We start from the raw sequence: 12,925 nt of genomic DNA, 5'->3' as shown, positions 1-12,925 counted from the left end.
CTTCAGTTTCATTCATGAAAAAACACATTACTCGCCTTGGCGTGCGTACTGCATCTGCCGTTGCTGCCATGGTATTCGTCGCCAACGCGGCGTGGGCCCTGGAGCCTTTCAAGGTCCAGGATATCCGTGTGGAAGGTCTGCAGCGCGTGGAGCCTGGGACGATCTTTGCCTCCATGCCGCTGCGCGTGGGCGACGATTACAACGACGACAAGGGGGCGGCCGCCATTCGCGCGCTGTTCGCTTTGGGTTTGTTCAAGGATGTGCGTCTGGAAGCCAATGGCAATGTGTTGGTGGTCGTGGTGGAAGAGCGCCCCACGATTGCCGATGTCGACTTTGCGGGGACGCGCGAATTCGACAAAGAGGTTCTCAAGAAAGCCATGCGCGACGTGGGCCTGACGGAAGGGCGCCCGTTTGACAAGGCGCTGGCAGACCGTGCGGAGCAGGAACTCAAGCGCCAGTACATCAACCGCAGCCTGTATGGCGCCGAAGTGGTGACGACGGTGACCCCCATTGAGCGCAACCGGGTGAACCTGACGTTCACCGTGGTGGAGGGCGAGCCCGCCCGCATCAAGGAAGTGCGCATCAATGGCAGCAAGGCATTCAGCGAATCCACGCTGAAAGGCTTGTTTGACCAGGACACTGGCGGCTGGCTGAGTTGGTACACCAAGTCCGATCGCTATTCGCGCACCAAGCTCAACGCCGATCTGGAAACCCTGCGCTCTTACTACCTGCAGCGTGGTTACCTTGAGTTTCGGGTGGACTCCACCCAGGTGGCGATTTCGCCAGACAAGCAGGACATCACCATCACCGTGAATGTGACCGAGGGCGAGCGCTTTGTGGTGGCAGGAGTGAAGCTGGAAGGCAACTACCTGGACCGTGAAGACGAGTTCAAATCGCTGGTGAGCATCCGTGCGGGTGAGCCCTACAACGCAGACCAGGTGACGGAAACCACCAAAGCTTTCTCTGAATACTTTGGCCGTTTTGGTTTTGCTTTCTCGCGCGTTGAGGCGGTGCCTGAAATCGACCGCGAAAACAACCGCGTCACGCTGGTGTTGCAGGCTGAGCCATCGCGCCGTGCCTACGTGCGCAAGATCAATGTGAGCGGTAACAACCGCACCCGCGACGAAGTGATTCGCCGTGAGTTCCGCCAGTACGAGGCCGCATGGTACGACGGCGAGCGCATTCGCCTGTCGCGCGACCGCGTGGACCGCCTGGGCTTCTTCACCGAAGTGAATGTGGAGACGCAAGATGTGCCCGGTTCTCCTGATCAGGTGGACCTGGTGGTGAACGTGGCTGAGAAGCCCACAGGGTCGCTGCAACTGGGCGCTGGCTTCTCCAGCGCTGAAAAAGTGGCGCTGTCGTTCGGCATCAAGCAAGAGAACTTCTTTGGTTCGGGCAACTACCTGGGCATTGACGTCAACACCAGCAAGTACCGCCGTACGCTGGTGTTCAGCACCACCAACCCCTATTTCACGCAAGACGGTATCTCCCGCACCGTGGACGTGTACTACCGCACCGACAAGCCTTACGAGGACCAGGGCGGCAACTACGAATTGGTCACCACGGGTGCCTCCATGCGCTTTGGTGTGCCATTCAGCGAGATCGACACCGTGTTCTTTGGTGGTGGTCTGGAGCAGACCCAGATCAAGGCAGGGACCAACATCCCCGCCACGTACTTGGCCTACGCCAACACCTATGGCGCCACCAGCAACTCGATTCCTTTGACGATCGGCTGGTCGCGCGATGACCGTGACAGTGCCTTGGCACCCAACTCGGGTCGCTACCAGCGACTCAATTCCGAGTGGTCGGTGGCCGGTGACGCCCGTTATGTACGAGGCAACTACCAGTACCAGCAATACATCCCTTTGAACAAGCGCTTCACGGTCGCCTTCAATGGTGAGTTTGGGTATGGCAAGGGGCTCAATGGCCGTCCGTTCCCTGTGTTCAAGAACTTTTACTCGGGTGGTCTCGGCTCCGTGCGTGGCTTCGATCAAGGCACGTTGGGTCCTCGTGACGTGACTGGCGCATCCTTGGGTGGCCCGAAGAAGGTCACGCTCAATGCCGAGTTGGTGGCCCCATTCCCAGGCGCGGGCAATGACCGCACTTTGCGCGTCTTCACTTTTGTGGACGTGGGTAACGTGTACGGCGAAGACCAGAAGGTGACATTCAGCGACATGCGGGCTTCGGCAGGGGTCGGTTTGAGCTGGATTTCCCCCTTGGGCCCATTGCGCCTAGCCTTTGCGCAGCCAGTGCGTAAGTTCGCTGGCGATAAAATCCAGAAACTGCAATTCCAGATTGGAACGTCTTTCTAATGAAATCCCTTTTCCGTCAGACATCTTTGGCCCTGTTGATGGGCGCAACCGTCTTTGCCGTCTCGGCACAGGCGCAAGAGTTCAAGGCAGGTTTCGTCAACACGGATCGTATCTTCCGTGAAGCCAACACCGCCAAAACGGCGCAGGCCAAGCTGGAGCAGGAATTTGCCCGTCGTGAGAAAGAACTGGTCGACATCGGCAGTTCGCTCAAGACCGCCACTGACAAATTCGAGCGCGAAGCCCCCACCATGGCGGAGAGCCAGCGCACCACCCGCCAGCGCCAGTTGGTCGATCAAGACCGTGACTTTCAGCGCAAGCGCCGCGAGTTCCAGGAAGACCTGAGCGCCCGCAAGAACGAAGAGTTGGCCCAGGTTCTGGAGCGCGCCAACAAGGTCGTCAAGCAAGTGGCTGAGGCCGAAAAGTACGACGTGATCCTGCAAGAGGCTGTGTACATCAACCCCAAGCACGACATCACCGACAAGGTGATCAAGGCTTTGAATGCTGCCAAGTAATTGGATGCAACGGGTGGTCGGCGCGTGAGCTTGCTTCTTGGGCAGATGGTGGATGCGCTGGGCGGCTCGCTCGAAGGTGGGGGGCGGGACACCGCCATCCACCGGATCGCGCCGCTGGAGGTTGCCGGCCCGGGTGACATCAGTTTTCTGAGCCACCCGCGCTACCAACAGCAACTGGCCGCCTCTCAGGCGGCCTGTGTCATTGTGGCGCCTGCCATGCGCGAGGCCGCCTTGGCGCGCGGCGCCTGCATCGTGGTGGACAACCCTTATGTCTACTTTGCCAGGGCCACGCAGCTGTGGAAGCAGCAGCATGCGCCTGCGCGCCCGGTGGGCATTCACCCCAGTGCGGTGGTGGATCCCACGGCTCAAATTCACCCCACGGCCACCATCGGTCCGTTGTGTGTGGTCGAGCGCGGTGCTGTGGTGGGGGAGGGCACAGTGCTCACCTCTCGGATCACGCTGGGCGAGAACTGCCGCGTGGGTGCGCGTTGTCTGCTGCACCCCGGCGTGGTCATTGGGGCCGATGGCTTTGGATTTGCGCCCTCTCAAGGCACCTGGGTCAAGATTGAGCAACTGGGTTCGGTGCAGATCGGGGACGACGTGGAGATTGGCGCCAACACCTGCATTGACCGTGGCGCACTGCAAGACACCGTGGTCGAGGACGGTGTGAAGCTCGACAACCTGATCCAGATTGGGCACAACGTGCGCATTGGACGCCACGCGGCCATGGCGGGGTGCGTAGGGGTGGCCGGCAGTGCCACCATTGGCGCCCACTGCACTGTGGGTGGTGGTGCCATTGTGCTGGGCCACTTGGAACTGGCAGACAATGTGCACGTCTCTGCAGCCACGGTGGTCACCCGCTCGCTGTCGCGCCCAGGTCAATACACTGGCATGTTTCCCATCGACGACAATGCGAAGTGGGAAAAGAACGCTGCAACACTCAAACAACTGCACAGCTTGCGTGAGCGCATCAAGGCGCTGGAGCAAGCCCTCAAAGCAGCATGAACGGAAGAACAATTCGATGATGGATATCCACGCAATTCTCAAGCAACTGCCCCACCGTTACCCGTTTCTACTGGTGGACCGCGTGCTCGAGCTCGAGCGCAATGAGCGCATTCTGGCCATCAAGAATGTGACTTTCAACGAGCCCTATTTCATGGGGCATTTCCCAGGCCGCCCTGTCATGCCTGGGGTGCTGATTCTGGAAGCGCTGGCACAGGCCGCAGGCCTGCTGGCCTTTGATGCCATGGGCCAGGTTCCTGACGAAAACAACATCTACTACTTTGTTGGCATTGATGGCGCCCGTTTCAAGCGCCCGGTGGAGCCTGGTGACCAACTGCACCTGGAGATCAAGATCGATCGCGTGCGCGGTGGCATCTGGAAGTTCAAGGGCGTGGCCCGCGTGGGCGATGAAGTGGCCTGCGAGGCTGAGTTGATGTGCACCATGCGTGCCGTGGGCTGATTTGACCGATCGTGAGCAATATCCACGCAACTGCGGTCATCGATCCAGCCGCCAGTATTGACCCGACGGCGACCATCGGGCCTTATGCGGTCATTGGCCCGCAGGTCTCGATCGGCGCGCGCACGGTAGTGGGTGCCCATTGCGTGATCGAGGGGCGCACCACGATTGGCGAGGACAACCGGATTTTCCAGTTTGCCTCGCTCGGGGCGCAGCCCCAGGACAAGAAGTACGCGGGCGAGGCCACCGAGCTGGTTATTGGCCATCGCAACACCATCCGCGAGTTCTGCACCTTCAACACCGGCACGGTGCAAGACCGTGCCGTGACCCGTGTGGGGGATGACAACTGGATCATGGCTTACGTGCACATTGCGCACGATTGCCAGGTGGGCAACCAGACCACGCTGGCCAACAACACCACCTTGGCGGGCCATGTGGATGTGGGTGACTGGGCCACGGTGGGTGGCTTGACCGGGGTGCTGCAGCGCATGCGCATCGGTGCGCACACCATGGTGGGCTTTGCCAGCCATATCGGCAAGGATGTGCCTCCGTTCATGGTGGTCGATGGCAACCCGCTGGCTGTGCGCGGCGTGAACCTGGTGGGTTTGCGCCGCCGCAGCTTTTCTGATGAGCGCATTGCGGCCATCCGTGAAATGCACAAACTGCTGTACCGACAGGGGCTGACGCTGGAGCAAGCGCGTGAAGCGATCTTGGCGTTGCCCCAGCAGATGCCGCAGGCGCAGGACGATGTGGCGTTGATGGACGCCTTCATCGCCAGCTCTGCCGCTGGCATTGCCCGTTGAGCGCGTGCTGATGGAATCCACCCCTCGCATCGCAATGGTGGCGGGCGAGGCCTCTGGCGACTTGCTTGCAGGCCTGCTGCTGGATGGTTTGCAGGCCCAGTGGCCTGACCTCCAATCCCAGGGCATTGGCGGCCCGCACATGGCACGCCGGGGTTTTGAATGCCTGTGGCCCAGTGAAAAGCTGGCCGTGCATGGCTACAGCATGGAGGTGCTGCGCCGTCTGCGCGAGTTGCTGGGCATCCGCAAGCAACTGCGCGAGCGGCTGCTGCGCGAGCGCCCCGGCGTCTTCATCGGTGTGGATGCCCCCGATTTCAATCTGGGGCTGGAGGCGGACTTGCGGGCGGCGGGCATCAAGACCGTGCATTTTGTCTGCCCCTCCATTTGGGCGTGGCGTGCCAACCGGGTGGAGAAAATCCGCCGCAGTGCCGACCATGTGCTGTGCATTTTCCCGTTTGAACCTGCACTGCTGGCCAAACATGGCATTGCTGCCACCTACGTGGGCCATCCCCTGGCCAGCGTCATCCCTCGGGTGCCTGACCGGGCCGCGGCACGCGCCGCGCTGGGGTTTGCGGATCAAGACGAGATCCTGGCGATCCTGCCCGGCAGCCGTTCGTCTGAGGTGCAGTACATTGCGCCGCCCTTCTTTTCGGCTGCAGCGCTTATCCATCAAGCGCGACCAGCTACTAAATTCATAGTGCCAGCGGTGCCGCTGCTGCAGGGGCGCATTGAGCAACTGGTGCGTGCCGCCGGGCTCGAAGGGGTGGTGCGCGTTGTCACGGGCCAGTCGCACACGGTGCTGGCCGCCTGCGATGCCACCTTGATCGCCAGTGGTACCGCCACGCTGGAGGCCGCTTTGTTCAAGCGCCCCATGGTCATCGGCTACCACATGCAACCGCTGAGCTGGTGGCTGATGCGCCGCAAGCAATTGCAGCCCTGGGTGGGGTTGCCCAATATTTTGTGCGGTGAGTTTGTGGTGCCGGAGCTGATCCAGGATGCCGCCACCCCCCAGGCGTTGTGCGCGGCCACCCTGCAATGGCTGCAGGCCAAAGAGCAGCAGCCTGAAAAGATCCACGCGCTGGAGCAGCGCTTTGATGCCCTGCATGAAAGCCTGCAGCGCAACACCTCTCAACTGGCCGCCGATGCGATCCAAAAAGTCCTCGCATCCTGACGCCTTTCCTGAGCAAACCAGCCTGCCGTGGCACCCGCCAGGGCTGGTGGCGGGGGTGGATGAGGCCGGGCGCGGCCCGTTGGCTGGGCCTGTGGTGGCGGCGGCCGTCATCCTGGACGACCTGCGCCCCATTGCGGGCCTGGCCGACTCGAAGAAGCTCACCGCCGCCCGGCGCGAAAAACTGTTCGATGAAATCCGTGCCAAAGCCCTGTGCTGCAGCATTGCGCAGGCCAGTGTGGAAGAGATCGATCAACTCAACATCCTGCAGGCCACGATGCTGGCCATGCGCCGTGCCGTCATGGGCTTGCGGCTCAAGCCGGTGATGGTGCTGGTGGATGGCAACCGCATCCCGCAGCTCGATATCCCTGCAGAGGCCATCGTCAAGGGCGATGCGCTGGTGCAATCCATTTCCGCAGCGTCCATTTTGGCCAAGGTGCACCGCGACCGCTGGTGCACCGAGGTGCACGGGCAATTCCCCCAGTACGGGTTTGCAGGGCACAAGGGCTACGGCACGGCCGTGCACATGGCCGCCTTGAAAGAGCACGGGGCCTGTGTCCACCACCGCCGCTCGTTTGCGCCTGTAGCGCAGGTGCTGGCGATTGCCGCTGGTGCCCCTGAGAAAACCATCGCATGACCTCTGCTGCCGTCACCCTCATCCAGTCCCGCGACAACGCCCTGATCAAGGACTTGCGCCGCCTGGCGCAAGACACCACGGCCTACCGCAAGCAAGGCCGCGTGTGGCTGGAGGGTGACCACCTGTGCCGCGCAGCGCTGGACCGCTCGATCCGCCCCTCCATGGCGGTGTTTTCAGAGTCTTTTTGGCCCCAATGGCAATACGATAAAGCGCTGGCAGCTATCAAAATAGTAGTGATTCCAGACGCCTTGTTCAAAGACATCAGCGGGCTGGAGTCTCCGGCCGGCATGGGGTTCTTGTGGGACATGCCTGCGGCACAGCCCCTGGACCCCGCCGCTGCCACGGTGGTTCTGGACCGGGTGCAGGACGCGGGCAATGTGGGTTCCATCTTGCGCAGCGCTTCGGCCTTTGGCTTTCGCCAGGTGCTGGCCATCAAGGGCAGTGCGGCCCTGTGGTCGCCCAAGGTGCTGCGTGCGGGCATGGGTGCCCACTTCGCGCTCAGCTTGGTCGAGGGGGTGAGCGAGCAGGATCTGGACGCCTTGCAGGTGCCTCTGGTGGTGACCAGCTCCCATGGCGGCAGCTACCTGCACCAGGCAGCCTTGCCCTGGCCTTGCGCCTGGGTCATGGGGCACGAAGGGCAGGGCGTTGCTGCGTCGCTCGAATCCCGGGCTGCCTTGCGCATCCGCATTGCCCAGCCGGGGGGCGAGGAATCTTTGAACGTGGGCGCCGCCGCCGCCATTTGCCTGCATGCCAGCGGCGCCATGCGCTCCGCGTAAGCGAGCGCTTAACCCTTTCTCTGCGAACCATGTTGCGGTGCATCATTTTGCATCGTGGTTTTTGCCTGATGCGGGTATAATCGGGGGCTTTTCTCGCAACAGCGTCGCCCGACCGCACCCAAAGCAATAACCCATCTGAGAGCAGCCACTGGCACTCGCCTTGCGAGTGGCCTGCAGGCGCCGGGCGACCGTAACCATCCGGAGAACCCAGTGCTTTTGTCTATCCAGGGAACCTTCCCGCCCGCCATCCTGGCGCTCGCAGACGGCACGGTCTTTATCGGCAATTCGATTGGTGCCACCGGCACCACCGTCGGCGAAGTGGTTTTCAACACCGCTATCACCGGCTACCAGGAAATCCTCACAGACCCCAGCTACTGCCAGCAGATCGTGACGCTCACGTATCCGCACATCGGCAACTACGGTGTCAATGCCGAGGACGTCGAAGCCGACAAGATCCACGCCGCAGGTCTCATCATCAAAGACTTGCCTTTGCTGTCCAGCAACTTCCGCGAGTCCGAAACGCTCTCGCAGTACCTGGTCCGTGAAAACACGGTCGCCATTGCCAACATCGATACCCGCAAGCTCACCCGCCTGCTGCGCAGCAAGGGCGCGCAAAACGGCGCGATCGTCGGTCTGGCGGCAGGCCAGTCGGTGACGCAGGCATTGATTGATGAGGCGGTGGCCAAAGCCAAGGCTGCCCCCAACATGGCGGGCCTGGACCTGGCCCAGGTGGTGACCACGGCCACCCGCTACGAATGGACCCAGACCGAATGGAAGCTGGGCTCGGGCTATGGCGAACTCACTGCCCCCCAGTTCCATGTGGTGGCTTACGACTTTGGCGTCAAGAAAAACATCTTGCGCATGCTGGCCGAGCGCGGCTGCAAGGTCACCGTGGTGCCCGCCAAGACGCCCGCTGCCGACGTGCTGGCCCTCAACCCCGATGGCGTGTTCCTGTCCAACGGCCCGGGTGACCCAGCCCCTTGCGACTACGCCATTGCCGCTGCGCGCACCTTGATGGACAGCGGTGTGCCCACGTTCGGTATCTGCCTGGGCCACCAGATCATGGCCCTCGCCTCGGGTGCCAAGACCTTCAAAATGGTCAACAGCCACCATGGTGCCAACCACCCCGTGAAAGACCTGGACACTGGCCGCGTGAGCATCACCAGCCAGAACCATGGCTTTGCGGTGGACATGGAGTCGTTGCCCGCCACGCTGCGCCCCACCCACATCAGCCTGTTCGATGGCACGCTGCAAGGTCTGGAGCGCACTGACAAGCCCGCGTTCTGCTTCCAGGGCCACCCTGAGGCTTCTCCCGGTCCGCACGACATCGCCTACCTGTTTGACCGCTTCACTCGCGCCATGCAGGCAGCGAAAGCTGCGTAAGAAGCTCGTTTCGAGAAGGTCTTGCCCCATGAAATTGTTCAGTTTCCCCGCAGCCTCGCTGGAAAAAGCGATCCACAAGCGTGTGCTCACCTTGCCTTCGCCCCACAAAGAGTGGTTCACCGAGCGTTGGCAGCAAAAGCCTTACAAAAAGGCGTTCATTGAAAACAAGGCCATGCCGTTGGTGACCCTGGTGGCCAAGGGCAAAACCTGGGATGACGCCACGTTTGCCGAGGCAATGCAGGACTGGGATGTGACGTTTTATGAGGCCGAAGCCGAAGTGCTGCGCCCGCTGATTCAAGGCGATGGCCTTTTGCAGCTGATGCAAAAGAACCTGCCCCCAGAGCGTGTGCAGGCCCTTCTCGACAAGCTGACCCTGCGGCGCGACGCGATTGCCGCCGCCCCATCCTCCAGCCCCCAGGCAGCCGAACCTACGATCGACTGATCGACGCACCATGCCAAAACGTACCGACATAAAAAGCATCCTCATCATTGGCGCCGGCCCGATCATCATCGGCCAGGCCTGTGAATTCGACTACTCCGGCGTACAGGCCTGCAAGGCCCTGCGCGAAGAGGGCTACAAGGTCATCCTGATCAACAGCAACCCCGCGACGATCATGACCGACCCGGCCACGGCCGACGTCACCTACATCGAGCCCATCACCTGGCAGACGGTCGAGAAGATCATCGCCAAGGAACGCCCCGACGCCATCCTGCCCACCATGGGTGGCCAGACCGCGCTGAACTGCGCGCTGGACCTGTGGCACAACGGCGTGCTGGACAAGTACAAGGTCGAGCTCATCGGCGCCACGCCCGAGGCCATCGACAAGGCCGAAGACCGCTTGAAGTTCAAGGACGCCATGACCAAGATCGGTCTGGGTTCCGCGCGCTCGGGCATCGCCCACAGCATGGACGAAGCCTGGGCCGTGCAAAAGAGCGTGGGCTTTCCCACCGTGATCCGCCCCAGCTTCACGCTGGGCGGCACGGGCGGCGGCATCGCCTACAACCCCGAAGAATTCGAGACCATCTGCAAGCGCGGCCTGGAAGCCTCGCCCACCAACGAGCTGCTGATCGAAGAGTCGCTGCTTGGGTGGAAAGAGTACGAGATGGAAGTGGTCCGCGACAAGGCGGACAACTGCATCATCATCTGCTCCATCGAGAACCTGGACCCCATGGGCGTGCACACGGGCGACTCGATCACCGTGGCCCCCGCGCAAACGCTGACGGACAAGGAATACCAGGTCTTGCGCAATGCGTCCCTGGCCGTGCTGCGCGAAATTGGCGTGGACACCGGTGGCTCCAACGTGCAGTTCTCGATCAACCCCAAGGACGGCCGCATGGTCGTGATCGAGATGAACCCGCGCGTCTCGCGCTCCTCGGCGCTGGCCTCCAAGGCCACGGGCTTCCCGATCGCCAAGGTCGCGGCCAAGCTGGCGGTGGGCTATACGCTCGATGAGCTCAAGAACGAAATCACGGGCGGTGCTACGCCCGCTTCGTTCGAGCCCTCGATCGACTACGTGGTCACCAAGATCCCACGTTTTGCGTTCGAGAAATTCCCGACGGCCGACAGCCGCCTGACCACGCAGATGAAGTCCGTGGGCGAAGTCATGGCCATGGGTCGCACCTTCCAGGAATCCTTCCAGAAGGCCCTGCGCGGCCTGGAAGTGGGCGTGGACGGCATGAACGAGAAGACCCAGGACCGCGAAGTGCTCGAAAAGGAACTGGGCGAGCCCGGCCCCGAGCGCATCTGGTATGTAGGTGACGCCTTCGCCATGGGTTTGTCGGTCGACGAAGTGTTCGACCTCACCAAGATCGACAAGTGGTTCCTGGTGCAGATCGAGCAGATCGTGAAGATCGAGTTGGACATCGACAAGCTCGTCGCTGAAAAGGGCGAGGGCGCCCTGGCGGCGCTCGACGCGGGCACGCTGCTCACGCTCAAGCAGAAAGGCTTCTCCGACCGCCGCTTGGCCAAGCTGCTCAAGACCACGGAAAAGGCGGTGCGTGAAGCACGCCGCGCGCTCAAAGTACGCCCCGTGTACAAGCGTGTGGACACCTGCGCCGCCGAGTTCGCCACAGACACGGCCTACCTGTTTTCGACCTATGAGGTGGCCACGCACGGCGGCGTTGCGGAATGCGAGTCGGAGCCCACCAGCAACAAGAAGATCATGGTGCTGGGCGGTGGCCCCAACCGCATCGGCCAGGGCATCGAGTTTGACTACTGCTGCGTGCACGCGGCGCTGGCAATGCGCGAAGACGGCTACGAGACCATCATGGTCAACTGCAACCCCGAGACCGTGTCCACCGACTACGACACCTCCGACCGCCTGTATTTCGAGCCCGTGACGCTCGAAGACGTGCTGGAGATCGTGGACAAGGAAAAGCCGGTCGGCGTGATCGTGCAATACGGTGGCCAGACGCCCCTCAAGCTCGCCCTGGGCCTTGAAGCCGAAGGCGTGCCGATCATCGGCACCAGCCCCGACATGATCGACGCCGCCGAAGACCGCGAGCGCTTCCAGAAATTGCTGGGCGAGCTGGGCCTGCGCCAGCCGCCCAACGCCACGGCCCGTACCGAGCCCGAGGCGCTGGAAAAGGCCGCCGCTCTGGGCTATCCCCTGGTGGTGCGTCCCAGCTACGTGCTGGGCGGCCGCGCGATGGAAATCGTGCACGAACAGCGCGATCTGGAACGCTACATGCGCGAAGCCGTCAAGGTGAGCAACGACTCGCCGGTGCTGCTGGACCGCTTCCTCTCGAACGCTATCGAGTGCGACGTGGACTGCGTGCGCGATTCGACGGGCGTGACCTTCATCGGTGGTGTGATGGAGCACATCGAGCAGGCCGGCGTGCACAGTGGCGACTCCGCCTGTTCGCTGCCGCCGTACTACCTGTCGCAGCCCACCATCGACGAGATCAAACGCCAGACCGCCGCCATGGCCGATGGCTTGAGCGTGGTGGGCCTGATGAACGTGCAGTTCGCCATCCAGGAAGTCGACGGCCAGGATGTGATCTACGTGCTGGAAGTGAACCCGCGTGCCTCGCGCACGGTGCCGTTCGTGAGCAAGGCCACTGGCATCCAGTTGGCCAAGGTGGCTGCGCGCTGCATGGCCGGCCAGACCTTGGCCTCGCAAGGCATTGCCAAAGAGGTCACGCCCCCTTACTTCAGCGTGAAGGAAGCTGTGTTCCCCTTCGTGAAGTTCCCGGGTGTAGACACGATTCTTGGCCCCGAGATGAAGTCCACCGGTGAAGTGATGGGCGTGGGAAAGACCTTTGGCGAAGCCTTCGTGAAGAGCCAGCTCGGCGCGGGCACCAAGCTGCCCACCTCGGGCAAGGTGTTCCTCACCGTGAAAAATGCCGACAAGCCGCGTGCTGTGGACATCGCCCGCCAACTGGTGGCGTTGGGCTTTGAGTTGGTGGCGACCAAGGGCACCGCCGCTGCGATTGCCGAAGCTGGCGTGCCTGTGGGCGTGGTGAACAAGGTGACCGAAGGTCGCCCGCACATCGTGGATGCGATCAAGAACAACGAGATCGTCATGGTCATCAACACCGTGGAAGAGCGCCGCAATGCGATCGCCGATTCGCGTGCGATCCGCACCAGCTCGCTGCTGGCCCGCGTGACCACCTTCACCACCATCTTTGGTGCCGAGGCGGCTGTGGAAGGCATGAAATACCTCGACAAGCTTGATGTGTATTCGGTGCAGGAACTCCACGCCCAATTGGCAGCTTGAGGCGCCCCGATCGCATTGTTTGAGGGTGGCCCTAGCCATCGCAAAAGCGGCATAATCGGCCCCTGACCAGACACCGCCGCGCGGCAACGTGCGGCGGTTTCCTTTTGTAGGGTCGTGAATACGTGGTGTCTGCGCAGCAGCACCGACCGACCTCATACC

Annotated in this window: 11 protein-coding genes; all 11 read left to right on the top strand. The window is 62.1% G+C overall.

What is annotated here, in order from left to right; translation table 11 throughout:
- The first annotated feature begins 14 nt into the window (after positions 1-14).
- The 11 genes from bamA to carB all read left to right on the top strand — a co-directional run bounded on the left by bamA (position 15) and on the right by carB (position 12,766).
- Positions 15-2,312: an outer membrane protein assembly factor BamA gene (gene bamA, locus CLU88_RS08400; RefSeq protein WP_099656201.1), complete on the top strand. Its 2,298-nt coding sequence runs from the start codon at positions 15-17 to the stop codon at positions 2,310-2,312.
- Complete coding sequence (locus CLU88_RS08395) at positions 2,312-2,824, top strand: OmpH family outer membrane protein (protein ID WP_099656200.1); 513 nt, start codon at positions 2,312-2,314, stop codon at positions 2,822-2,824. The genes bamA and CLU88_RS08395 overlap by 1 nt, the downstream gene beginning before the upstream one ends.
- Positions 2,825-2,848: 24 nt before the next feature.
- A complete protein-coding gene (lpxD, locus tag CLU88_RS08390) occupies positions 2,849-3,829 on the top strand; it encodes a UDP-3-O-(3-hydroxymyristoyl)glucosamine N-acyltransferase (RefSeq protein ID WP_099658732.1) in 981 nt (326 codons plus the stop codon).
- A gap of 16 nt (positions 3,830-3,845) precedes the next feature.
- The gene (gene fabZ / locus CLU88_RS08385) at positions 3,846-4,286 is read left to right on the top strand and encodes a 3-hydroxyacyl-ACP dehydratase FabZ (protein WP_099656199.1); all 441 of its coding nucleotides are present in this window, start codon (positions 3,846-3,848) and stop codon (positions 4,284-4,286) included.
- An 11-nt stretch (positions 4,287-4,297) separates the two neighbouring features.
- A complete protein-coding gene (gene lpxA / locus CLU88_RS08380) occupies positions 4,298-5,086 on the top strand; it encodes an acyl-ACP--UDP-N-acetylglucosamine O-acyltransferase (protein WP_099656198.1) in 789 nt (262 codons plus the stop codon).
- A gap of 10 nt (positions 5,087-5,096) precedes the next feature.
- The gene (gene lpxB / locus CLU88_RS08375) at positions 5,097-6,254 is read left to right on the top strand and encodes a lipid-A-disaccharide synthase (protein ID WP_099658731.1); all 1,158 of its coding nucleotides are present in this window, start codon (positions 5,097-5,099) and stop codon (positions 6,252-6,254) included.
- A complete protein-coding gene (gene rnhB / locus CLU88_RS08370) occupies positions 6,226-6,888 on the top strand; it encodes a ribonuclease HII (RefSeq protein WP_099656197.1) in 663 nt (220 codons plus the stop codon). The genes lpxB and rnhB overlap by 29 nt, the downstream gene beginning before the upstream one ends.
- Entirely contained in the window at positions 6,885-7,664 is a 780-nt protein-coding gene (locus CLU88_RS08365) for an RNA methyltransferase (protein WP_099656196.1), read from the top strand. The genes rnhB and CLU88_RS08365 overlap by 4 nt, the downstream gene beginning before the upstream one ends.
- A 210-nt stretch (positions 7,665-7,874) precedes the next feature.
- A complete protein-coding gene (gene carA / locus CLU88_RS08360; protein WP_099656195.1) occupies positions 7,875-9,047 on the top strand; it encodes a glutamine-hydrolyzing carbamoyl-phosphate synthase small subunit in 1,173 nt (390 codons plus the stop codon).
- 28 nt (positions 9,048-9,075) lie between these two features.
- A complete protein-coding gene (locus CLU88_RS08355) occupies positions 9,076-9,489 on the top strand; it encodes a hypothetical protein (RefSeq protein WP_099656194.1) in 414 nt (137 codons plus the stop codon).
- A gap of 10 nt (positions 9,490-9,499) precedes the next feature.
- Positions 9,500-12,766 (top strand): carbamoyl-phosphate synthase large subunit, encoded by a 3,267-nt coding sequence (gene carB / locus CLU88_RS08350; protein WP_099656193.1) that lies wholly within the window; start codon positions 9,500-9,502, stop codon positions 12,764-12,766.
- The last annotated feature ends 159 nt before the right edge of the window (positions 12,767-12,925 follow it).

The sequence above is a fragment of the Acidovorax sp. 56 genome (assembly GCF_002749705.1).
GTDB lineage: Bacteria > Pseudomonadota > Gammaproteobacteria > Burkholderiales > Burkholderiaceae_C > Acidovorax.
Note: the sequence above shows the minus strand (reverse complement) of the source record. Positions and strands in the feature narration are given on the sequence as shown.

Excerpts from the sequence above, each read along its gene's own strand:
- CLU88_RS08365 (WP_099656196.1), top strand. The coding sequence starts at position 6,885 with ATGACCTCTGCTGCCGTCACCCTCATCCAGTCCCGCGACAACGCCCTG.
- rnhB (WP_099656197.1), top strand. The coding sequence starts at position 6,226 with ATGCGATCCAAAAAGTCCTCGCATCCTGACGCCTTTCCTGAGCAAACC.
- CLU88_RS08355 (WP_099656194.1), top strand. The coding sequence starts at position 9,076 with ATGAAATTGTTCAGTTTCCCCGCAGCCTCGCTGGAAAAAGCGATCCAC.
- carB (WP_099656193.1), top strand. The coding sequence starts at position 9,500 with ATGCCAAAACGTACCGACATAAAAAGCATCCTCATCATTGGCGCCGGC.
- lpxB (WP_099658731.1), top strand. The coding sequence starts at position 5,097 with ATGGAATCCACCCCTCGCATCGCAATGGTGGCGGGCGAGGCCTCTGGC.
- fabZ (WP_099656199.1), top strand. The coding sequence starts at position 3,846 with ATGATGGATATCCACGCAATTCTCAAGCAACTGCCCCACCGTTACCCG.
- CLU88_RS08395 (WP_099656200.1), top strand. The coding sequence starts at position 2,312 with ATGAAATCCCTTTTCCGTCAGACATCTTTGGCCCTGTTGATGGGCGCA.
- bamA (WP_099656201.1), top strand. The coding sequence starts at position 15 with ATGAAAAAACACATTACTCGCCTTGGCGTGCGTACTGCATCTGCCGTT.